Raw genomic sequence first — 19,303 nt, 5'->3', positions numbered from 1 at the left:
CGTCAGGGCGCGTCTGTGTCGGGTACGTCGGGGGCGTCGTCCTCGGAGACGAGTCGCCGGACCTCGCTGAGGACGTGTGCGGCGATGAGGTCGCCGAGCGGGTCGGTCACGGAGAAGGAGTGCGGCCCGGGGTGGTGATCGAAGAACGCGCACGTGGTCACCGTGCGGGTCGCCAGTTCGCGGAGCACGGCAGGGCACAGCCGCAGCGTGTCGAGCCGATGGACGCGGTGGGCGCCGGTCCCTGACCAGAGGAGCCACAGGTCCTGGTCGTCCGGGGTGTCCGCCGCCCACAGGTGCCCGGCGTGCTCGGCCGACTCGTCGTGGTCGCCCAGCTCGCACAGGAGGAAGTCCTCCGGCTCCACGGCATCGGGTGGGTGCTCGGGCCCGCCCTCCATCGTCGCGAGCGCCAGCAGCGCTTCGGCGTACGGGACGTGGGTCACGGCGGTGCATTGCAGCACGTGGTCAGGCCCCTTCCGTACGGGGCGGGAACGGGTGGTCCGCCGAGGCCTGCGCCGTCCACCCCCACAGATCCACGGGCCACGCGCCGAGGGTGACGCGCAGCCCCGCGAAGGGGTCGACCACGGTGAGCAGGGCCGGGCGCCCGGATTCCAGCGCGCCCATGGCGTGGTCCTGACTGCCGTGGTCGCCCGCCCACGCCCGGAGCGCCTCGGGAGCGTCGGAGCCGTGGAAGGCGACCGGCCGGACGTCCCTGGCCCCGAGCCACGGGGCGGCCGGGGGCAGATTCCGCCCGTGCCCGTCCGCCAGCCGCAGCGCCTGCCGCCGGAGCCAGCGGAGAACGAGCCGACGGTTCGGCAGCGCGACCCCGCCGAGCGGGAGAGCCCGGCCGCCGACCGTCACCGTGACGGCCGCGACGTAGTCCAGCACCCTCGCACGGCCCGCGCCCGGAAGGGCCGCCCTCACAGCACTTCTCCCCGGCTGCGGGCGTTGAGGCGCGCGGTACGGGCCCGAAGCTGCTCCATGAGCAACGCGGGCCGTACGTAACGGGGTTCGACCTCCCACTCGCGCCCGCCGCCGACCGGCCGGAGGGACCAGTACGGGCCGGCGACACCCTGGAACTCGCCCACGCGGTCACCGCGACTGGTGTCCGCGAGCAGAGTCCCGGGGGCGGGGACGTGTGGGGGCCGTTCCGTATTCGCGCTGGCGTTCTCGCCGTACACCGATCGCTCCTCTCTGTAGCCGAACGACTACCGGGGCGACTCAGCGTGGCCTAGCGTGGATACGTCTTCAACGTTTCGGACCTGGGGGATACGTTGGTCAATCGCAAGGAAGTGAACCCTGACGGGGGCCCGGAGGCCGCCTACGGAGCACGTCTGCGTAGGGAGCGCGAAGCACGGGACTGGAAGCAGGACGATCTCGGCGCGCGCATCGGTTACACGGGGCGGCACGTTTCCGGGGTGGAATTGTGCCACAAGTCCCCAACTCGCCAGTTCTCGATCGCCGTTGACGTGGCGATGAACTACACGGGAACCGCTGATTCGTTCGAGCGCGAGTGGCGGAAGATCAAGCACGGGGTGCTGTTGCAGGGCTTCCCGGAGTACGTGGCGCTGGAGGGCCGGGCGGCGGAGATCCGGCTGTTCGAGGTGGGCGTCGTCCCGGGGCTGTTGCAGACCCGGGAGTACGCGGAGGCGCTGGCGCGCGGGGCGGTCGACCGGGGCGTCATCACCCCCGAACAGGCCGATCAGCGCGTCTCGTTACTCATGGAGCGCCAGGGTGCGCTGTTACGCACCGTCCCGCCGATGCTGATCGCGGTGCTGGACGAGAGCTGCATCCGCCGCCCGATCGGCAGCCCTGCCGTGATGGACGCTCAGTTGCAGTATCTGGTCGACTTCGCCACGCAGTCCCACACCATGCTGCAGATCGCCCCGTACAGCATCGGTGAGCAACGGCCCTTCAATCGGGCGGTGAATCTGCTGACCCTGCAAGACCGGTCCGTGGTCTCCTACGTCGAGTCCGAGACGCAGGGCCATCTGGACCGCGAACTCAGCTCTGTCATCCCGATGGTGAGGTCCTACCATCAGTTGCAGGCTGTGTCTCTGTCGCAGACAGATACCGTGGACATGATCCACCAGCATCGAAAGGGCACCCCGTGACGACCGAATCCACGACCCCTCAGTGGGTCAAGTCCTCTTACAGCGACAACGGCGGCACCTGCGTCGAGTGGGCCCCGACCACCGCGTCCGCCACCGGCATCGTCCCCGTACGCGACTCGAAGAACCCGGGCGGCCCGGCCCTCAGCTTTCCCGCCGCCGCGTTCGCCGCGTTCGTGGCAGGCCTTCAGGCCGGGGACTTCGGCGCCGCCTGATTCCCCAGGCTCCCGTGGGCGAGGCCGGTAGCCATTCGGTGGCTCCTGGCCGAAGTTGAACCTCTACGGCAGCCCTCGCCCACCCCACGCAGCCCGGTCCCGACCCGCAAGGTGACGACCGGGCTGCGTGCTGTGCGCCGGCGCACTCGCCGCTCCTCGTTCACTCCCCGACGGTCCCGCCCGGCAACGGCTCCGGAGCCAGGACCTTGGCCACGAAGCTCGCGAGCTGTTCCCGCATCCTCTCCCGCGGAACGCGCTCTACCCCGGCCAGGTGCTCGACGAGGTCGGCCCGCGTGGCGGCGAGCAGGGCGTGGGCGGTGAAGTCGCCGTCGGCCAGGCCGGGGATCTGCTCCAGTACGGCTCGGAGCAGGCCGTGCCACCGCTCGTAGTGCCCCGCCCGGTACGGGCTGCTGCCGCTGCCGCTCTCCTCCAGGGCCAGCGCGAGGCGTCCGTTGTCGAGCTTGAAGCACAAGAGGGCATCGAGCAGGGCGAGTACGCGATCCCGCGGTGGGGTCGCGGGCCCCAGAGGTGGCGGTCCGGTCTCGACGGCCTGCCCGATCGGTTCGAGCCGCGCCTCGTACAGCGCGCGCAGCAGCCCGGCGCGATCGCCGAAGGCCCGGAAGAGCGTGCCCTTGCCGACGCCGGCCGCTGCCGCGACGTCCGCCATGGTGACGTCCTCCGGACTCGCTCGGCGGCCGAAGAGGGCATCGGCAGCCGCGAGAACCGCCTCCCGGTTGCGGATGGCGTCCTTGCGGGACGACTGGCGTTCGGACATGCCGCTCCCTCCGTTTGCAAAACGGACCCACGGTCCATATCTTTAAATGGACCCATGGTCCGGATTCTACGACTGGAGGACACCCATGCCCGCACCAGCCTCCCCGGCGGATCTCTTCCGCCACAGCCTGCGACTGCTGCTCGACAAGGACATTTCCGCGTGGGTAGCCCTGTGGGCCGAGGACGGAGAGATGGAGTTCCCGTTCGCTCCTGACGGCTGGCCCCGGCGTCTGGAGGGCAAGGAGGCCATCGCCGCCTACATGCGCCACTACCCCGACCACATCGACCTGCACGACTTCCCCGAGCTGCGGATCCACCAGACCACCGATCCGCAGACCATCGTGGTCGAGATGCGCGGGGTCGGCCGTCTGGTGGAGAGCGACGCTCCCTTCGACATGACCTACATCGCCGTCGTGACCGTTCGAGGCGGGCACATCACCTCCTACCGCGACTACTGGAACCCCCTCGCCGTCCAGGAGCCCGGCGCCGACTTCACCGGGAGCAGCCGATGACGACCGCCCGCACCACTCTGGTCATCGGCGCGACCGGCACCACCGGACGGCGCACCGCCGCGCAGCTGACGGCCGCGGGACACCGCGTCAGAGCCGCCAGCCGTCGGGCGACTCCGGTCGCCGGGGCCGAGCAGGTCCCCTTCGACTGGTACGCCCCCGCGACGCACCCGGCCGCTCTCGACGGCGTCGACCGCGTCTACCTCGTACCGCCCGTGGGCGACTCCGACCCCGCGGCGACCATGCTGCCGTTCCTCCACGAGGCCCGCGCCGCCGGCGTGCACCGCGCGGTGCTGCTCAGCTCCTCGGCCATCCCGGAGGGCGGCCCGGCGGTGGGACAGGTGCACCAAGCCCTGCCCGATCTCTTCGAGCAGTGGGCGGTGCTGCGGCCCTCGTGGTTCATGCAGAACTTCACCGGCACGCACGCGCACGCGCACAGCATCCGCGACGAGGGCATCATCTGGACCGCCACCGGAACCGGCCGGGTCGGCTTCGTCGACGCCGAGGACATCGCGGCCGTCGCCGTACGCGCTCTGACCGACGAGCAAGCCCCCAACACCGATCTCGTCCTCACCGGACCCGAGGCGCTCGGCCACGACGACATCGCCACGATCATCGCCGAGGTCACCGGCAGGCCCGTGGTCCACCGACGCCTGTCCTACGAGCAGCTGCGCGACCGCCTCTCGCTTCAGGTGCCGGTGGAGTTCGCCGCGATGCTGGCCGGCATGGACCGTGCTATCGCCGAAGGGGCGGAAGACCGCGTCACCGGCACCGTCCACCGTCTCACCGGTCGGCCCCCGCGTACCTTCCGGTCCCTCCTTGAGAAGGAGATGCGCTACAGCGGCTGATGTTCCAGGAAGATCAGGCCCGGCCACGGCAGCGAGTGGGTCATCGCGTCGCCTTTCGCAGGGCAGGCTCCAGAGCTTGCTTCACGAGGTCCGGTGCGCCCGAGAGCATGACCGTCGTCCATCCGCGCGTGACCGCGATCGTCATCATGCGGTCGGGCGAACGCAGGTCACTGTCCATCACGGTCCGCTCGTAGCCGTAGGTCTGGCCTTCCACACCCCTGACCTCGACCGCGCGCGTCTTCACGAGCAACTCGGCGTTGCCCTTGCCGCCCAGGACGAGGAGTTCGGTGTACTCGGGACAGGCGGTCAGTGCGGCGAACGCCTCGTTCATACGGCCGTGCATCAGAGCGGGCATGCGGCTGTAGAGCCGCTGGCTCAGGAACTTGCCGTCCCGGCTGAATCCCCTCGTCGCGCTGTCCTTCGTGCCGATCAGCTCGTCGATCGGGCCGTCATGGCCGTAAGGCTCCAGCGCCTCGCAGTCCTTGGGGCCGGCCCCGACCCCCCGCCGACGCCGCACACCTTGAGTCGCCACCGCAGCGCCCGGGCCGGTCCGCCTCGCCGCACTCCCGCTCATCGCACCCCGACTCCCGCCACCCGCCGGTCCGGCGCGGGGGCCGAGCAGGCGCGGATGACCTCGCTCCGCCGCTGTCCCCTCCACTCTGCAATCAGGAGCCGCATCCGCGCAGGGTCTCGGAGAAGATCGGAGGACATCGGAGGAGATCGGAGGCGACAGGCTCACGGGCCCGCGCCGGGTAGCCGTCGGATCTGGTTCTCAGGGTCCGGCTCTCGGACCTGACTCCGGGACCTGGCTCTGGGACCTGACTCTCGGACCTGGTTCTGGGACCTGACTCTCGGACCTGGTTCTCAGATCTGGTTCTCGCCCCCGTCGACGTACAGGTTCGCGCCCAGCATAAAGCTGCTGTCCGGCGACGCCAGGAAGGCCACCGCTCCGGCGACCTCCTCCGGACGGCCGATCCGGCCGATCGCCACATCCGAGCCGAGCTTCGCCTTGAACGCGTCCGCGTTCTCCGGGCCGACGAGTTCCTCGATGCCGTTCGTGTCGACCGGTCCGGGCGAGATCGCGTTGACGCGGACGCCCCGGCCGACGAGTTCGTTGGCCCAGGTCCGCGCGAACGACCGGACCGCGGCCTTCGAGGCCGCGTACGCGCCGAAGGCGTGCGTGCCGTGGTCGGCGGCCGTGGACGCGTTGAGGATGACCGACGCGCCTCCGTTGAGGAGCGGCAGCGCCTTCTGCACGGTCAGGAAGGTGCCCTTCACGTTGACCGCGAAGATGCGGTCGAACTCCTCCTCGGTGGTCTCCTCCAGCGGCACGAACGAGGCCGTGCCCGCGTTGGCGAACAGCACGTCCAGGCCCTGACCGCGTTCGCGCACCGCCTCGTACAGCCGGTCCAGGTCGGCCGGGTCCGTGATGTCGCCGCGCACCGCGGTCACCGACGAGCCGATGTCCTCGGCCGCCTCCTTCAGCTCGGCCTCGCGCCGCCCCGTGATGAAGACGTGCGCTCCCTCCGCCGCGAGCCGTGCGGCCGTCGCCCGGCCGATGCCACGCGTCCCGCCGCCCGTGACGACCGCCGTCCTGCCTTCGAGCCTGCGTGTGCCGCTTCCGAATGTGCTCATGACGCAACCCTCTCCCACATCTGTTCCGGTCGGGACAGAATGAGACCCTAGCACTTCTGTTCCGATCGGAACAGAAAGGTAGGATGCAGGGGTGAAGACGATGAGCGGGGCGGTGCGGAGGCAGTGAGCAAGGCAGGCGGCGCGCCCCTCGGCCGACCGCGCGGCTTCGACGCGGACGAGGCGGTGGAGCGGGCCATGGCCGTGTTCTGGGAGCACGGTTACGACGGGGTGAGCCTCACCGACTTGACCCGGGCCATGGGCATCACCAAGACCAGCATGTACGCGGCCTTCGGCAACAAGGAGGCCCTGTTCCGCAAGACCCTGGAGCGGTACGCGGAGGGTCCGGGCTCCTACACGACCCGCGCCGCGCACGAGGCCACCGCGCGCGAGGTCGCCGCCGCCTACCTCAACGGCTCCGTGCAGACCTCGACCCAGCCCGACCGGCCGGCCGGCTGCCTGGCCGTGCAGGGCTTTGTGGCCGCGGGCCACCTGGGCGACAACGCCTGCGAGGCGCTGACCGGGTGGCGCGAGGGCAACCGCGCCCACCTCCGCGATCGCTTCCGCCGGGCCATGGACGAAGGGGACCTGCCCGCCGACGCCGACCCGGACGCGCTGGCCGGCTATCTCATGACCCTGGCCAACGGCATCGCCGTCCAGGCGGCCGCCGGCGCGACCCGCGACGAGTTGCAGGACGTCGCCGACACCGCGCTGCGGAACTGGCCGTCCGCCTGAGCCGCAGCCCGGGCCCCCTCCGCACCACCGGCACCACCGGGGCCGGCCGGTCCGGGCCCGGCCTTCAGGCCGCCTTTCTCCTGGCGCGGGCGCGGCCCACCGACTGGCCGCCGGCCCCAGGGCGAGGCCGACGTCCGCGCGTGCGAGCAGACGCAGCCACCCGGGTCAGACACCGACACCTTCGCTGCCGACAGGTCGCCGTAGAGCCGCTCCCACGACTGATTCGTCGCCATTCCCCCCATCCCGCCACCGGCCCACCACACCCCGCCGGGGCGGCAGGCTTTCCCGCCGGGCCGGCCCCCTTGGCAGCATGTTGACATGACCTTGACACTTGCCAGTCCGCGCCCGAGGCTCGGAATCCCCCCATGGACCGCTGACGACAATGAGGTGTCACCCCCATGCGATCACGCCCCATCGGATTCCTTCTCTCCACCCTCGCCGGCGCGGCCCTGGCGTTCGGCGGCACCACCGCCACCGCCTCCGCGAGCCCGTCCCCCGCCCCGGCCGCCGGCTCCGCGTCGGCCGGCGCCGCCCGTGCGGCCGACGGCTGCTACACCTGGAGCGGAACCCTCCGGGAGGGGTCCAGCGGTGAGGCGGTACGCCAGCTCCAGATCCGGGTCTCGGGCTATCCCGGCACCGGGAACCAGATCGCCGTCGACGGGGCGTTCGGCCCGGGCACGAAGGCGGCCGTGCAGCGCTTCCAGTCCGCGTACGGGCTGGCCGCCGACGGCATCGCCGGATCCGCGACGTTCAACAAGATCTACCAACTCCAGGACGACGACTGCACCCCGGTCAACTTCACCTACGCCGAGCTGAACCGCTGCAACTCCGACTGGTCCGGGGGCAAGGTCAGCGCCGCCACCGCCCGCGCCAACGCGCTCGTGACCATGTGGAAGCTCCAGGCCATGCGGCACGCCATGGGCGACCGGCCGATGACCGTCAACGGCGGTTTCCGCAGCGTCTCCTGCAACAGCGCGGTCGGCGGCGCGGCCAACAGCCGCCATCTGTACGGCCACGCGGCGGACCTCGGCGCGGGCTCCCAGGGCTTCTGCGCTCTCGCCCAGGCGGCCCGCAACCACGGTTTCACCGAGATCCTCGGCCCGGGCTACCCCGGCCACAACGACCACACCCACGTCGCCGGGGGCAGCGGCCGCTTCTGGTCCGCGCCGAGCTGCGGCATCTGACGCCACAGCGGGCTCATGACGTACGGGGCCTCCGGTCGGCGGACCGGAGGCCCCGTACTCGTGCCCGTGCCTCCTGCCCGGACTACCGGCCCCATCCCCGCCACCACGGCCCGGCGCGGCCGGCAGAACGCACAGAGCGCCGTTGACGATCCGGCTACTGCGCGGAGCCGCGGTTCTCCGCGACCCAGTCGTCGTTCGTCTGCCAGGCGTACAGCGTGTGGTCCTCAAGCGATACGTAATAGGAGCCGCAACGGCCCCTCGCGCTGCTCGCGGCCCCCGAGGCGAACCAGGACGCGCTGATCTCGGGGTCCGGGGCGCTCGCGCCGCCGAGCGGTTCGCACGGTGCGGGGAGGCGGCCGTCGTGGAGCGTGGCCTTGAGGATGCGCTCGCCGCCGGTGGTCCGCATGGCGTACTCGACGGACGCGGCATCGTCCGGCAGCCAGCGGGGAACGGACTCACGCTCCTCCTTGGCCTTCTTGCCCGTGGCGTAGGACGAGGTCTGCTCGTGGCGTCCGTCGTACCACTCCCCGGCCGCGGGTACGGCCACCGCGGCCGCGACTCCGAGGACCGCCACGGCGCCGACGACGCCTATCAGAACGCCACGCATGTTCTCTCCCGTTCGACTACGAGCAGATCTCTTCTGTTCACCTCAATCTTCGACCGCCCATGCGCCGGAAACGTCAAACTATGGGGCATTTAGATGTACATCTCTGGTCGCACCGACCCCTAGGCCTATGCGTCGTCCTCCCGCCAGTCCTCGAGGCCCATGTTGCCCAGCGCCAGGTTGACCACCATGATCCCGGCGACCTCGGCGTCCACCCGGAAGGAGTGCCCGACCTCGTCCTCCAGAGGGACCACCCGGACGGTCTGTCCGGGCTCACGCATGGTGGCGGCGTCCGCGATCAGCACCACGTCGGAGATCAGCTCTTCCGGATCCGCGCCCGGGCGGACCTGGGCCATCACCTGCTCCGGGGTGGCGCCCGCGAAGGCCGGATCGTCGACGAAGGTGACGTATTCGGCGAAGTCCTCGATCACATCCAGCGACGCCCCTCGGCCACGGCGCACCGTCTCGGTCACGGAGGCCCAGGCCGCGTCGTCGGTGAAGTCGGTGCGGACGAGGAGATCGGCCTCCTGGACCAGCACAGGCAGCTCACGGTCCGGCGGGGTGTAGCGGGGCGGGGTGTCCAGCGCTTCCAACGCCAGGCCCGCGGGCTCGTACTCGTCCTCCTCCTCCGGGTCCGGCGCCTCCCCGTCCTCCCACTCGGCGGGCGCCTCCTCGGCGAACCCGTCAAGGGTGAAGGAGAGTCCCCGGTGCAGCGCCAGGTACGCCATGGCCGTCTGCCGCGGGGTGATCCAGAAGGCCTGCCCATCGCTGCCGCTGAAGGCCAGCAGCGGACGCGCCTCCGCGTCACGCGCGGTCCGGGCGTCGGTGAGCACCACCAGGTCGGGTATCCATGCCCCGGGGCGGTCGAAAGCCGCAGCGATCTCCTGGGGGGTGGCGCGGGTGGAGCCTCCCCAGCCGGGCTCCTGAGCCACGATCAACCGCCGGGGAATGGCCGCCCCGGCTTCGGCCGCACCGCCTGCCCCGGGCGGGCGCATACCGGGCAGCTCGCCCATGCGCTCAAGGACGTCGTTCCACGCATCGCCGTCGCTGCCGTCGTCGGTACGCAGCAGCAGGATTCCGGGCACGCGGATCGCTTCGTCGCGGGGCGGGAGGGGAAAGGGGGGACGCATCGGCGGACACCTCGTCAGGTCGGTTCCTCAGGGCGGGAGAAGACACCTCAGGTCTAACATCCGCCTCTGACAGAACGGCCGTGGAAGGCGCACGGTCGCGGCAGCCACCGCACGCCGTGCGGCGGCCCTACGCTGCCCCCGTGCACAGCATCGAGCTGCTCCCGGACGGGGCGACCGACCGAGCCGTACGGGGCGTGTGGCAGGCCCTCGCGGACGAGGGCCTGCCCAGTCAGACCGCGCACCGCCACCCGACCAACCGGCCGCACCTCACGCTCGCCACGGCCGAGACGTTCCCCGCGGAAGCCCGCACCGCGCTGGCGGAGGCCGTCGCCACGCTCCCCCTTCCCCTCCACCTGACCGGGCTGCTGCGCTTCTCCGGCCGGGTCGAGGTGCTGGCCTGGGCGGTCCGGCCCGACGCCGCCCTCCTGGAGCTGCACGAGACGGTGTGGCGGATCCTGCGGGGCACCCCCGGAGGCGACCGGTCCAACCCGCTGCTCTCCCCGGCTCGTTGGGTGCCGCACATCACGCTCGGACGGGGCCGTGGCGCGGTGTGGCCCGGACCCGACGGCCGGTGGCTCCCCTGGGGAGCCACCGGGCCGGGAACCCTGCCGGGATGGTGGGCCGGAGCCCGGTCCTACGACTCGGTGAGCCGCACGACGACCGGCATCGGACCGAGGACGCCCTGAGCCCCCGCCCGTACGCGCGGGGCGCCCAGGACGCCCTGAGCCGCCGCCCGTTCGCGCGGGGTGGGGCGGCGGAGCGCCGTACCGGACGTCAGCGCACCAGCCGGACCAGCTTGTGGTTGGCGAACTCCTCCATGCCGAACCGGCCCAGCTCCCGGCCGAACCCGGACCGCTTGACCCCGCCGAACGGCAGCTCCGCCGCGGTGCCGGACGGTGCGCCGACGAACACCATGCCGGTCTGCAGGCGCTGGGCCACCCGCTCGGCCTGGGCGTCGTCGTCGGTCTGGATGGAGGCGCTGAGACCGTAGGGCGAGTTGTTGGCGAAGTCCACGGCCTCCTCCTCGGAGCCGACCTTGAACAGCAGGGCCACCGGCCCGAACAGCTCTTCCTTGTAGGCCCGCATGTCGGGGGTGATCCCCGCGAGCACGGTGGGCTCGTACCAGGCGCCGGGGCGGTCGATGCGCTTGCCGCCGGCCAGCACCGTGGCCCCCTTGGAGATCGCGTCCTGGACCTGCTCGTCCAGGGTCTCGACCGCCTTCTCCGACGAGAGGGGCCCCATGAAGGTGCCGGGGTCGGTGGGGTCGCCGACGGTGATGCCGCGGACCGCCTCGGTGAAAGCGGTCGAGAAGCCGTCGTAGTGCTCGTCGAGGGCGATGATGCGCTTGGCGGCGTTGCAGGCCTGGCCCGCGTTGCCCATCCGGCCGATCAGCGCGTTCTTGACGACCTGTTCCATGTTCGACGTACCGAGGATCAGGTACGGGTCGGAGCCGCCCAGCTCCAGCACGACCTTCTTCAGGTTGCGGCCCGCGATCTCCGCGACGGCCGCTCCGGCCCGCTCCGAACCCGTCAGGGAGACGCCGTGGATCCGGTCGTCACCGATCAGCGTCTCGATCTGCTCGTTGGTGGCGAAGATGTTGACGTAGGCGCCCTTGGGCAGGCCCGCGTCCAGGAAGATCCGCTCCATCGCCAGCGCCGACTCCGGACACTGCGGGGCGTGCTTGAGCAGGACCGCGTTGCCCAGCATCAGGTTCGGCGCGGCGAAGCGGGCCACCTGGTAGTACGGGAAGTTCCACGGCATGATCCCCAGCAGGACGCCGACCGCCTCCTTGCGGATGACGGCCCGGCCGCCGGAGGCGACGTCCAGCTCCTCCGCCTCCAGGAAGCCCTCGCCCCGGTCGGCGTAGTAGCGGTAGATGGACACGACGATGGCCAGCTCCCCGAGGGCCTGCTTGACCGGCTTGCCCATCTCGCGGGTGATGATGGCGGCGAGCCGGTCCTTGCGCTCCTCGTAGAGGTCCGCGACCCGCCGCAGGACATCGGCCCGCTCCGCCGCCGGCCGGGCGGCCCAGGCGCGTTGCGCGTCGTCGGCCAGGGCGAGCGCGTCGCGCAGCTCCCCGTCGGTGGCGGTGGGGTACTCCTGTTCCGTTTCACCGGTGGCAGGGTTGACGACTCGATAGGTACTCATGACTTCCTTTCGCGGAGAACTCCCGGACAAAGTCCTGCGAGACGGAAACGGTCGCAGGACAACCGGGCGGACATTCAGGTACCCATCCGGCAGATGCGAACACCTCGACACTCCCATCCCGCTCGCGGTTCCGCTCGGCCGGAGGCCGGAGCGGCTGGGAGGACTCCCGCTCGTCGCGGCAACGCCGTTTCTGGTACGCCGTGGAGGACCGCGCGCACGCCGTGACGAGGGCCGTTGCCGGACTCATTGACAGCGGCGTGCCGCGCTGTCACCGTCTCGACTGACGGCGGCAGTCGCGGACCGACGCCCCACCGGTCCGCCGTACGCACTCCCCACCACCCCCACAGCTCCCTCCCCCACTGTTCGGCCGCCGCAGACTGGGAGCGCTCCCACAGAAGGGCCGCACTCATGAGAAGCACGACCGGCACGAGACGCCTGATGCGTACGCTCGTCGCGTCGGCGTTCGCCTGCCTCCTGCTCCCCCTCGGCGCGGGCCACCAGGCCACCGCAGCACCCGCCACCGCTGCGGCCGACCCGATCGGCATGACCAGCGGGTTCTATGCGGACCCGAACTCGACGCCCGCCGTCTGGGCCGCGGCGCATCCCGGTGACGGCCGGGCCGCCGCCATCCGGGACAACATCGCCTCGCGGCCGATGGCCCGCTGGTTCGGGGCCTGGAGCGGCGACATCGGTGCGGCGGTCGGCTCCTACGTGGGCGCGGCCGACGCCGCCGACAAGCTGCCCGTCCTGATCGCGTACAACATCCCCGGCCGCGACGCCTGCGGCGGCCACTCCGGCGGCGGCGCGGGCACCCCGAGCGCGTACCGCACCTGGATCTCCGCGTTCGCCTCGGCCATCGGCTCACGGCCCGCGCTGGTCGTCATCGAGCCGGATTCGCTGGGCGACTTCAGCTGTCTGAGCCAGGCCCAGATCGACGAGCGCAACGGGATGCTCCGGGACGCGCTCGACCGGTTCAGCGCGCACGCGCCCAACACCTGGACCTACCTGGACGCCGGAAACCCGGCCTGGATCGGCGCGGCCACCATGGCGCAGCACCTGGAGGGCGCGGGCGCCCGGCAGGCGCACGGCTTCACGCTGAACATCTCGAACTACTACGGCACCGGCGAGAACTCCGCGTACGGCAACGCCGTCAACGGCTCCCTGTCCGCGTCCTACGGCTACACGAAGCCGTACGTCATCGACACCAGCCGCAACGGGAACGGCTCCAACGGCGAGTGGTGCAACCCCGGTGGACGCCGGACGGGGACGGTCAGCCAGACGGGCGGCGGGGCCGAGATGCTGCTCTGGCTGAAGACCCCGGGCGAGTCGGACGGCGACTGCGGGGTCGGCGCCGGCTCCGCGGCCGGGCAGTTCCTGCCGGAGGTCGCGTACAAGATGATCTACGGGTACTGAACCTTCCCGCGCACATCCCACCTGGCCGTCCGTCTCCGTCAGACGGGCGGCCAGGAGCGCAGAGCGGCGTCGGTCATCGCCTGGAGTTCGTCGCCGCAGACTCCGCTCGCGGCCTGCACGGCGATCCCGAAGGCCAGGGTCGTCACATAGCGGGCCAGCACCCCCGGGTCGGCGTCCGGCGGCAGATCGCCCTCGTCGACGGCCCGCCGGAACCGCTCCTGGACCCGGCGGCAGCTGTCGTTCCGCCAGTCGGCGAGCAGTTCGCGGACCTCGCGCCCCGAGTCGCTCGCGACCAGCGCGCCCTGGACCCCCAGACACCCCTGCGGACCGGACGGGCGGGTGGTGGTCCGCAGGGTGCCGGCCAGGATCTCGGTGGCGACACCGAGGGCGGTCGGCTCCTCCAGGGCCCGGACCAGGTAGTCGCTCGGGCCCGTGGCGTAGCGCTCCATGGCCTTGCGGAACAGCTCCTGCTTGTTGCCGAAGGCCGCGTACATGCTGGTGGCGGAGATACCCATCGCGTCCGTCAGCGCGGCCAGGCCGGCGCCCTCGTAGCCGTGCTCCCAGAACACCAGCATCGCGCGCTCCAGCGCCGCGTCGGCGTCGAACCCCCTCGGCCGGCCGCTCGGGCTCTTCTTCCTCGTCTCCACGCCCTCATCCTACGCTTTCTGTAGTGATCGATGCGGAAGTGCTACGGTGAAGTTCTGCATCGATCACTACAGAATCTGGGGCACGCCATGACCGTCACCCTGATCACCGGAGCCAACAAGGGCATCGGTTACGAAACCGCCAAGCAGCTCCTCGCGTTGGGCCACACCGTCTACATCGGCGCCCGTGACGTCGAGCGCGGCGAGAAGGCGGCCGCCGAACTCGGCGCGCGGTTCGTCCAGCTCGACGTGACCGACGACGCGTCGGTGAAGAGCGCACTGGCGGCGATCGGCGCGGCCGAGGGCCGGCTCGACGTCCTGGTCAACAACGCGGGCCTCCTGGGACACGGGGACGTCGACGGCCCCAAGGCCCTGCGGGTCTTCGACACCAACGCGGTAGGGATCGTCCGCGTCACGGAGGCGGCGCTCCCCCTGCTGCGCGAGTCCTCGAACGCCACGGTCGTCAACGTCTCCAGCAGCGCGGGTTCGTTCTGGGCGGTGAACAACCCCGACCGGGTGGAGTCCACGCTGCCGCTGGCGCTCTACTCCGCCTCGAAGGCGGCGGCCACCATGCTCACGGTCCAGTACGCCAAGTCCGAGCCGGACATCAGGTTCAACGCGGTCGAGCCGGGCCCGACCGCCACCGACATGACCGCGGCGTTCGGCATCGGACGCTCCCCCGAGGAGAGCGCCCGGGTCGTCGTACGCTTCGCGACCCTCGACGCGGACGGCCCGACGGGAACCCTCCAGGACGAGAGCGGGGTGCTGCCCTGGTAGGCGCCCGTCGGGCCCCGCCCCGGGGGGCGGCGATCAGGCTCCGGAGCCGGCGATGGCGGTGACGCGGATCTCCACGCGCATGGCGGCGAGGCCGAGGACCGTGACGCCGGTCTCGGTCCAGATCGGCGCACGGCCGCCGAGGCGGCGGCGGAACTGCTCGGCCATGACCCGGTTGTGGTCCTCGCCGATGACGTCGTCCCCCGGCGCGACCTTGTGGTACGAGTTCACGTGGATGACGTCCTTCCAGGTGGCTCCGACCGTGGCGAGCGCGCGCTCCACGTTGTCGAAGGCCTGGACGATCTCGTCCTCCAGCGAGTCGGGGATGACCAGGTCGTCGTCGACTCCGGCCTGGCCGGAGATCTCGACCCGGTCCCCGACGCGGACGGCGCCGCTGTAGCCGAGGGCCGCGTGCAGCTTCTCGCCGTAGCCCGGAACGATGCCGAAGGTGACGGTGCTCATGATGCTTCCTCTTCCCGCGCCCCAGGGGGTGCGTTTCCGCTTCTATGACTTCACGCGTAAAGTGATAGTAGCAAGCGATGACTTCAAGCGCAAAGTCATCGCGGATCGCGTCGAAGGGACAGAGAGACCGATGAGCAGCACGAAAAGGCCCGTGGGCGACACGGACGGGCACGGGGACGGGCAGGCTGACGCGCCCGCGGACGGCGACCGGCCGCGCTGGCTCGACGAACAGGAGAAGGCGGCGTGGACGGGGCTGATCTCCCTGGTCCTGCTGTTGCCCGGCAAGCTGGAGTCGCCGCTGCGGCAGGAGCACGGCCTCACCCTGTTCGAGTACCTCGTGCTCAGCCATCTCTCCGAGGCGCCGGGGCGCAAGCTGCGGATGGGCGAACTCGCCTTCCTCGCCAGCGGGTCGCTCTCCCGGCTGTCCAACGTCATCAAGCGGTGTGAACAGCGCGGCTGGGTCGTCCGGACCCCCGACCCGGCCGACGGGCGTTACACCCTCGCCGAACTCACCGACGCGGGCTTCGGCCTCGTGCGCCGGGCGGCCCCCACCCACCTGCGCTCCGTGCGCGGCACCGTCCTCGACTCCCTCAACACGGCCGACCAGAAGGCCCTCGCCCGCATCGCGGAGAAGATGCGGATCGTCCCCGACGACTTCGGCTGACCGCCGTCACCGCCCCCTGGCCCCGTCCGTGACCCGGTCGAGGTCGTAGAGGTCGGCGACGCAGCCGCCGGGCCAGTACTGTTCCCCGCCCTTGCTGAACGGCTCCAGCATCTGACTGATCACCAGGCGCTCGTACGGCAGGACCCGTTCCCCGGCCGCCGCGCCCTCGCGCAGCCGCCGGTCCTGGGCGTCCCACTTCTCGGCCCGGGCCCGCAGTGCGGTGTCCAGGTTGGTCAGCGCGATGGCCGGGCCGACGCAGACCAGGACGCAGAGTGCCGCGCACACGGCCTTCGCCGGGGCGGTGCTGCGGGCGTACCGGCGCAGGGCCAGGCCCAGCAGGGCTCCGACGCCGACGAGGAGGAGCACGTACAGCAGGAGGTAGTCGTTCCACAGCCGGTTGGCACTCGGGTCGCTGACCCGGTCGTTGAACACCGGGTAGGCGATGACCGTGCAGAGGTAGCCGGAGACCAGGAGGGTGACCACTCCGGCGGCGGTGAGCAGCGGCCAGTGCGCGGGCGGGCGGGGCGTCGTCCCGTCCCCCCTCCGGCACAGCAGCCCGAGCAGGACGCCCACCGCGACGCCGCCCACGTACTGCCAGGTGGTGACCACGGTGACGGTGATCTCGGCGAACGCGCGCAGCGAAGCGGCGAGGGAGTCGGGGGCGAGCAGGGAGGTGGTCTCCGCGCCGAAGCGGTCCCTGCGGGTCGTGGAGCCGGGCGAGGTGAGGAGGACCAGGGCCCCGGCCGCCGTCCCGGCGATGCCCCCGGCGCACCACAGTCGGACGAACCCCCGCTCGGCGGCGGGGACGACCCGGCCGGAGACGAGGAGCGCGGCGAGCAGCACCATCACCACGACGATCGCCGTCTCCTCGGACAGCGTGGCGAGGAAGGCCGCGGCGAGCACCGCGACGGCGAGCGCGCCTACCCGCCCCCGGCGGGTGCGGGCGAGCAGGAGCGGGATCAGGGCGGCGCAGGCGAGGACGGGCGGCAGCGTGTGCGAGACGGACGCGGCGGGCCAGTAGAACGTCTTGTACGTGTTCGGCGTGACGAACAGGAACAGCGCGGTGGCCATGGCCGCGAGCAGGAGCGGCAGCCCGCGCGGGGTGCGCAGCCCGGCCCGGCGCAGCGCCAGGACGGCCAGGATCCACAGCACCACGAGCACCAGGACCCCGCTGATCAGAGGGAACCACTGGTGGCCCGCGACCTGGAACTTCGCGTACGCGCCGACCAGGAGCGCGTTGGCGACCCGCCCGTTGTCGTCGAAGTAGAACTTCCCGACCAGGCCGCTGATGCCGTCGTCCCGTACGCGCGGCAGGAAGCACCAGTCGTCCGCGCCGGGCCTCACCCACCGCCCGAACCAGGACGCGGCGGTGAGCAGGGCGAGCGGCGGGAGCGCGAGGGCGGTCACCCACACGGCCGTCCAGGGGCGGCCCGAGGGGCTCTCGGCCCGGTTCGGTCCGGCCCGGTCCGGCGTCGTCGCGTTCTGCGGGTCCGCCGGGGCGGCGGTTACGGGAAGGTCGTCGGACATCGCGGGCCTCACCGGTCCTGGGGCGAGCGGGTGGGCAGCGGTGCGGGCGCCGGGCGGCCGGGCAGCGGCTCGGCCGGACTCTTCGGTCCCCCCTCGCCGTCCGCCACGGCGGCCGCGGCCTTGGCCTGGCCCGAGGTGATCGCCCACCGCGCCAGCAGGAAGGAGATCGGCGTGACGATGACGCCGGCGGCCAGCGCGGCGAGGTTCTTGTCCATCCCGAGGCCGCTCACCGCTCCGTAGAGCAGCGCCCCCGACGCCACCAGGTTGACCACGCTGGAGAGCGGATAGCGGACGAACGCGTGCCAGGTCGGCCGCGTCCGGCAGGTGACGTAGGAGTTGAGCAGGAAGGAGCACACGATGCTGACCGTGTAGCCGATGACGTGGGCGGTCAGGTAGGGGATCCAGCGGTTCAGCGAGGCGTAGATCCCGAGGTAGACGGCGGTGTTCACGCAGCCGATGAGGACGAAACTGCCGAACTGGCGGACGGTACGGGACCGGCCCGGGGCGGCGGCGGAGCCCGGAGCGAACGTGGCGGAGCCGGAGCCGTGGACGGTGGCGGCGGAGCCCGGGCCGGCGGTGGGCGTCACGGCGTGTTCGGCCGGGCGGCCCGCGGTGAGCGCCGGGTCCTGATCCCTGGTGAGCCGCACGCGCGGCGGCGGGCTGTCCAGCAGCGCCCGGCAGGTCGCGTCGGTCTCCCGCACCACGTAGGGCGGACGGTGTTTCGCCTCGTGGTAGATGCGGCCCACGTACTCGCCGATGACCCCGAGCGTCACCAGCTGGATGCCGCTGAGGGCGACGACGGCGATGAGCAGGGTGGCGTAGCCGGGGGTGTCCACACCGTGCAGGACCACCCGCACGACGGTCCACAGGGCATAGACCAGGGCCGAGACGAAGACCCAGAAGCCGGTGTAGATCGCGAGGCGGAGCGGCCGGTTGTTGAAGGAGAGCAGTCCGTCGATGCCGTAGTTCAGCAGCCGCCTGCTGCCCCACTTCGACCGGCCCGCCACCCGCTCGCTGTTGCGGTAGCGGAAGGTGACCGTGTCGAAGCCGATCCAGGAGAAGATCCCCTTGGAGAAGCGGTTGCTCTCGGGGAGGGACAGGACGCTCTCCACCGCCCGCCTCGACAGCAGCCGGAAGTCTCCCGAGCCGTCGATCAGCTCCACGTCCATGCAGCGGCGGACGAGCGCGTAGTAGGTGTGGCTGAGGGTGCTGCGGATCAGGCCTTCGCCCGCGCGGTCGCGGCGCGGGATGACCTGGTCGTAGCCGTGCCGGTGCAGTTCGAGCATGCGGGGGATCAGCTCGGGCGGGTGCTGGAGATCGGCGTCCATGATGACCACCGCGGCCCCCTGGGACATGCGGAGGCCGGCGAGCATGGCGGCCTCCTTGCCGAAGTTGCGGCTGAAGGCGGTGTAGTGGACGCGCGGGTCACGCGCGGCGATGGCGCTGAGCAGCAGGCGGGTGCGGTCCCGGCTGCCGTCGTCCACGTAACAGATCTCGAAGCTGTCCCCGAGCGGGCCCAGGACGCCGACGAGGGTGGCGTGGAAGGACTCGATCACCTCGGCCTCGTCGAAACACGGCACGACGACCGACAGCTGAAGGCCAGTCACTCGCCACCTCCGGACTTCGGGCCTCTCGCGGGACCGTGCCTGACCGGCGCGGTGCCGTCGGCCTCCGGCGCCGGGGCCCGGGGCGCGCCACGTCCGCCCCATCTGACGACGGGCTGCGGTCTCCGTCCCTCCGTACACGCGCGGGCGGACCGCTTTCCCGCGCCCTTTCATGCGAACAGCCGACGCGGGGCGGCGGAACGCCCCTGCGGACGGCGGGCGCGGTTCGGCGGAACGCCGGGTCGCGGGGGCGAAAAAGCACACATAGCCTCGCAAAGGTGACGTCTCCTCGACTGCCAGGGACCACCGGCCGACGCGCCGACCTGTC

Annotated in this window: 23 protein-coding genes; 10 read left to right on the top strand and 13 right to left on the bottom strand. The window is 71.6% G+C overall.

What is annotated here, in order from left to right; all coding sequences use genetic code 11:
• Nucleotides 1–2 precede the first annotated feature (2 nt).
• The 3 genes from ACFWRV_RS15580 to ACFWRV_RS15570 are packed head-to-tail and all read right to left on the bottom strand — an operon-like array spanning nucleotide 3 to nucleotide 1,178.
• Nucleotides 3–458 carry a hypothetical protein gene (locus ACFWRV_RS15580; protein WP_384334092.1) on the bottom strand — a complete coding sequence of 152 codons (456 nt, stop codon included), beginning with the start codon at nucleotides 456–458 and terminating at the stop codon, nucleotides 3–5.
• 4 nt (nucleotides 459–462) lie between these two features.
• Nucleotides 463–921, bottom strand: coding sequence for a hypothetical protein (locus ACFWRV_RS15575; protein WP_384334090.1), 459 nt, complete (start codon nucleotides 919–921; stop codon nucleotides 463–465).
• On the bottom strand, nucleotides 918–1,178 hold the full coding sequence (locus ACFWRV_RS15570; protein WP_355471319.1) for a hypothetical protein: 261 nt from the start codon (nucleotides 1,176–1,178) through the stop codon (nucleotides 918–920). Before ACFWRV_RS15570 ends, ACFWRV_RS15575 begins: the two co-directional genes overlap by 4 nt.
• Before the next feature lie 93 nt (nucleotides 1,179–1,271).
• Between ACFWRV_RS15570 and ACFWRV_RS15565 the strand changes: the two genes are divergently transcribed.
• Entirely contained in the window at nucleotides 1,272–2,111 is an 840-nt protein-coding gene (locus ACFWRV_RS15565) for a DUF5753 domain-containing protein (protein WP_384334088.1), read from the top strand.
• Entirely contained in the window at nucleotides 2,108–2,323 is a 216-nt protein-coding gene (locus ACFWRV_RS15560; RefSeq protein WP_384334086.1) for a DUF397 domain-containing protein, read from the top strand. Before ACFWRV_RS15565 ends, ACFWRV_RS15560 begins: the two co-directional genes overlap by 4 nt.
• A 160-nt stretch (nucleotides 2,324–2,483) precedes the next feature.
• On the opposite strand, the gene ACFWRV_RS15555 is transcribed toward ACFWRV_RS15560, so the two are convergent.
• On the bottom strand, nucleotides 2,484–3,098 hold the full coding sequence (locus ACFWRV_RS15555) for a TetR/AcrR family transcriptional regulator (protein WP_384334083.1): 615 nt from the start codon (nucleotides 3,096–3,098) through the stop codon (nucleotides 2,484–2,486).
• A gap of 85 nt (nucleotides 3,099–3,183) precedes the next feature.
• Here ACFWRV_RS15555 and ACFWRV_RS15550 point away from each other — a divergent pair, with 85 nt between their 5' ends.
• Nucleotides 3,184–3,609 carry a nuclear transport factor 2 family protein gene (locus ACFWRV_RS15550; RefSeq protein WP_384334080.1) on the top strand — a complete coding sequence of 142 codons (426 nt, stop codon included), beginning with the start codon at nucleotides 3,184–3,186 and terminating at the stop codon, nucleotides 3,607–3,609.
• A complete protein-coding gene (locus tag ACFWRV_RS15545) occupies nucleotides 3,606–4,454 on the top strand; it encodes an NmrA family NAD(P)-binding protein (RefSeq protein WP_384334078.1) in 849 nt (282 codons plus the stop codon). The genes ACFWRV_RS15550 and ACFWRV_RS15545 overlap by 4 nt, the downstream gene beginning before the upstream one ends.
• A gap of 40 nt (nucleotides 4,455–4,494) precedes the next feature.
• Here the strand turns inward: ACFWRV_RS15545 and ACFWRV_RS15540 are convergent, their stop codons facing one another.
• Together ACFWRV_RS15540 and ACFWRV_RS15535 are read right to left on the bottom strand one after the other, a co-directional pair.
• Entirely contained in the window at nucleotides 4,495–4,971 is a 477-nt protein-coding gene (locus tag ACFWRV_RS15540) for a hypothetical protein (protein WP_384334075.1), read from the bottom strand.
• Between the two features lie 347 nt (nucleotides 4,972–5,318).
• Nucleotides 5,319–6,089, bottom strand: a complete 771-nt coding sequence (locus ACFWRV_RS15535; RefSeq protein WP_384334072.1) for an SDR family NAD(P)-dependent oxidoreductase — start codon at nucleotides 6,087–6,089, stop codon at nucleotides 5,319–5,321.
• 123 nt (nucleotides 6,090–6,212) lie between these two features.
• On the opposite strand from ACFWRV_RS15535, the gene ACFWRV_RS15530 reads away from it, so the two are divergent.
• Together ACFWRV_RS15530 and ACFWRV_RS15525 are read left to right on the top strand one after the other, a co-directional pair.
• The gene (locus ACFWRV_RS15530; RefSeq protein ID WP_384334069.1) at nucleotides 6,213–6,821 is read left to right on the top strand and encodes a TetR/AcrR family transcriptional regulator; all 609 of its coding nucleotides are present in this window, start codon (nucleotides 6,213–6,215) and stop codon (nucleotides 6,819–6,821) included.
• A gap of 398 nt (nucleotides 6,822–7,219) precedes the next feature.
• Nucleotides 7,220–8,005 (top strand): D-Ala-D-Ala carboxypeptidase family metallohydrolase, encoded by a 786-nt coding sequence (locus ACFWRV_RS15525; RefSeq protein WP_384334066.1) that lies wholly within the window; start codon nucleotides 7,220–7,222, stop codon nucleotides 8,003–8,005.
• A gap of 154 nt (nucleotides 8,006–8,159) precedes the next feature.
• Here ACFWRV_RS15525 and ACFWRV_RS15520 read toward each other — a convergent pair whose 3' ends face one another.
• Both ACFWRV_RS15520 and ACFWRV_RS15515 read right to left on the bottom strand, forming a co-directional pair.
• Nucleotides 8,160–8,612: a hypothetical protein gene (locus ACFWRV_RS15520; RefSeq protein WP_384334063.1), complete on the bottom strand. Its 453-nt coding sequence runs from the start codon at nucleotides 8,610–8,612 to the stop codon at nucleotides 8,160–8,162.
• A 125-nt stretch (nucleotides 8,613–8,737) separates the two neighbouring features.
• Nucleotides 8,738–9,739, bottom strand: coding sequence for a DUF6924 domain-containing protein (locus ACFWRV_RS15515; protein ID WP_384334060.1), 1,002 nt, complete (start codon nucleotides 9,737–9,739; stop codon nucleotides 8,738–8,740).
• 140 nt (nucleotides 9,740–9,879) lie between these two features.
• Here ACFWRV_RS15515 and ACFWRV_RS15510 point away from each other — a divergent pair, with 140 nt between their 5' ends.
• The gene (locus tag ACFWRV_RS15510) at nucleotides 9,880–10,425 is read left to right on the top strand and encodes a 2'-5' RNA ligase family protein (RefSeq protein WP_384334057.1); all 546 of its coding nucleotides are present in this window, start codon (nucleotides 9,880–9,882) and stop codon (nucleotides 10,423–10,425) included.
• An 88-nt stretch (nucleotides 10,426–10,513) separates the two neighbouring features.
• Here ACFWRV_RS15510 and ACFWRV_RS15505 read toward each other — a convergent pair whose 3' ends face one another.
• Nucleotides 10,514–11,887 carry an NAD-dependent succinate-semialdehyde dehydrogenase gene (locus tag ACFWRV_RS15505; protein WP_384334054.1) on the bottom strand — a complete coding sequence of 458 codons (1,374 nt, stop codon included), beginning with the start codon at nucleotides 11,885–11,887 and terminating at the stop codon, nucleotides 10,514–10,516.
• 408 nt (nucleotides 11,888–12,295) lie between these two features.
• Between ACFWRV_RS15505 and ACFWRV_RS15500 the strand changes: the two genes are divergently transcribed.
• Nucleotides 12,296–13,300: a glycoside hydrolase family 6 protein gene (locus tag ACFWRV_RS15500; RefSeq protein WP_384334051.1), complete on the top strand. Its 1,005-nt coding sequence runs from the start codon at nucleotides 12,296–12,298 to the stop codon at nucleotides 13,298–13,300.
• Between the two features lie 38 nt (nucleotides 13,301–13,338).
• Here the strand turns inward: ACFWRV_RS15500 and ACFWRV_RS15495 are convergent, their stop codons facing one another.
• Nucleotides 13,339–13,947, bottom strand: a complete 609-nt coding sequence (locus ACFWRV_RS15495; protein WP_384334048.1) for a TetR/AcrR family transcriptional regulator — start codon at nucleotides 13,945–13,947, stop codon at nucleotides 13,339–13,341.
• Nucleotides 13,948–14,034: 87 nt separating this feature from the next.
• Between ACFWRV_RS15495 and ACFWRV_RS15490 the strand changes: the two genes are divergently transcribed.
• The gene (locus tag ACFWRV_RS15490) at nucleotides 14,035–14,721 is read left to right on the top strand and encodes an SDR family NAD(P)-dependent oxidoreductase (protein ID WP_384334045.1); all 687 of its coding nucleotides are present in this window, start codon (nucleotides 14,035–14,037) and stop codon (nucleotides 14,719–14,721) included.
• A 33-nt stretch (nucleotides 14,722–14,754) separates the two neighbouring features.
• On the opposite strand, the gene ACFWRV_RS15485 is transcribed toward ACFWRV_RS15490, so the two are convergent.
• A complete protein-coding gene (locus ACFWRV_RS15485) occupies nucleotides 14,755–15,180 on the bottom strand; it encodes a Rid family hydrolase (protein WP_384334042.1) in 426 nt (141 codons plus the stop codon).
• A gap of 130 nt (nucleotides 15,181–15,310) precedes the next feature.
• Here ACFWRV_RS15485 and ACFWRV_RS15480 point away from each other — a divergent pair, with 130 nt between their 5' ends.
• Nucleotides 15,311–15,844, top strand: coding sequence for a MarR family winged helix-turn-helix transcriptional regulator (locus tag ACFWRV_RS15480; RefSeq protein WP_384334039.1), 534 nt, complete (start codon nucleotides 15,311–15,313; stop codon nucleotides 15,842–15,844).
• A 6-nt stretch (nucleotides 15,845–15,850) separates the two neighbouring features.
• Here the strand turns inward: ACFWRV_RS15480 and ACFWRV_RS15475 are convergent, their stop codons facing one another.
• Together ACFWRV_RS15475 and ACFWRV_RS15470 are read right to left on the bottom strand one after the other, a co-directional pair.
• A complete protein-coding gene (locus ACFWRV_RS15475) occupies nucleotides 15,851–17,371 on the bottom strand; it encodes a DUF6056 family protein (protein WP_384334036.1) in 1,521 nt (506 codons plus the stop codon).
• Between the two features lie 8 nt (nucleotides 17,372–17,379).
• Nucleotides 17,380–18,978 (bottom strand): glycosyltransferase, encoded by a 1,599-nt coding sequence (locus ACFWRV_RS15470; protein WP_384334033.1) that lies wholly within the window; start codon nucleotides 18,976–18,978, stop codon nucleotides 17,380–17,382.
• Between the last annotated feature and the right edge of the window lie 325 nt (nucleotides 18,979–19,303).

This window comes from Streptomyces sp. NPDC058576 (assembly GCF_042718715.1).
Taxonomy (GTDB): Bacteria; Actinomycetota; Actinomycetes; order Streptomycetales; family Streptomycetaceae; genus Streptomyces.
The sequence above is the reverse complement of the archived record's forward strand: the minus strand, read 5'-3'. Positions and strand labels throughout refer to the sequence as shown.

What these genes read in the sequence shown, in the direction of transcription:
- ACFWRV_RS15525 (WP_384334066.1), top strand. Translation starts at nt 7,220, where the DNA reads ATGCGATCACGCCCCATCGGATTCCTTCTCTCCACCCTCGCCGGCGCG.
- ACFWRV_RS15490 (WP_384334045.1), top strand. Translation starts at nt 14,035, where the DNA reads ATGACCGTCACCCTGATCACCGGAGCCAACAAGGGCATCGGTTACGAA.
- ACFWRV_RS15475 (WP_384334036.1), bottom strand. Translation starts at nt 17,371, where the DNA reads ATGTCCGACGACCTTCCCGTAACCGCCGCCCCGGCGGACCCGCAGAAC.
- ACFWRV_RS15550 (WP_384334080.1), top strand. Translation starts at nt 3,184, where the DNA reads ATGCCCGCACCAGCCTCCCCGGCGGATCTCTTCCGCCACAGCCTGCGA.
- ACFWRV_RS15485 (WP_384334042.1), bottom strand. Translation starts at nt 15,180, where the DNA reads ATGAGCACCGTCACCTTCGGCATCGTTCCGGGCTACGGCGAGAAGCTG.
- ACFWRV_RS15480 (WP_384334039.1), top strand. Translation starts at nt 15,311, where the DNA reads ATGAGCAGCACGAAAAGGCCCGTGGGCGACACGGACGGGCACGGGGAC.
- ACFWRV_RS15545 (WP_384334078.1), top strand. Translation starts at nt 3,606, where the DNA reads ATGACGACCGCCCGCACCACTCTGGTCATCGGCGCGACCGGCACCACC.
- ACFWRV_RS15515 (WP_384334060.1), bottom strand. Translation starts at nt 9,739, where the DNA reads ATGCGTCCCCCCTTTCCCCTCCCGCCCCGCGACGAAGCGATCCGCGTG.
- ACFWRV_RS15520 (WP_384334063.1), bottom strand. Translation starts at nt 8,612, where the DNA reads ATGCGTGGCGTTCTGATAGGCGTCGTCGGCGCCGTGGCGGTCCTCGGA.
- ACFWRV_RS15555 (WP_384334083.1), bottom strand. Translation starts at nt 3,098, where the DNA reads ATGTCCGAACGCCAGTCGTCCCGCAAGGACGCCATCCGCAACCGGGAG.
- ACFWRV_RS15500 (WP_384334051.1), top strand. Translation starts at nt 12,296, where the DNA reads ATGAGAAGCACGACCGGCACGAGACGCCTGATGCGTACGCTCGTCGCG.
- ACFWRV_RS15535 (WP_384334072.1), bottom strand. Translation starts at nt 6,089, where the DNA reads ATGAGCACATTCGGAAGCGGCACACGCAGGCTCGAAGGCAGGACGGCG.
- ACFWRV_RS15505 (WP_384334054.1), bottom strand. Translation starts at nt 11,887, where the DNA reads ATGAGTACCTATCGAGTCGTCAACCCTGCCACCGGTGAAACGGAACAG.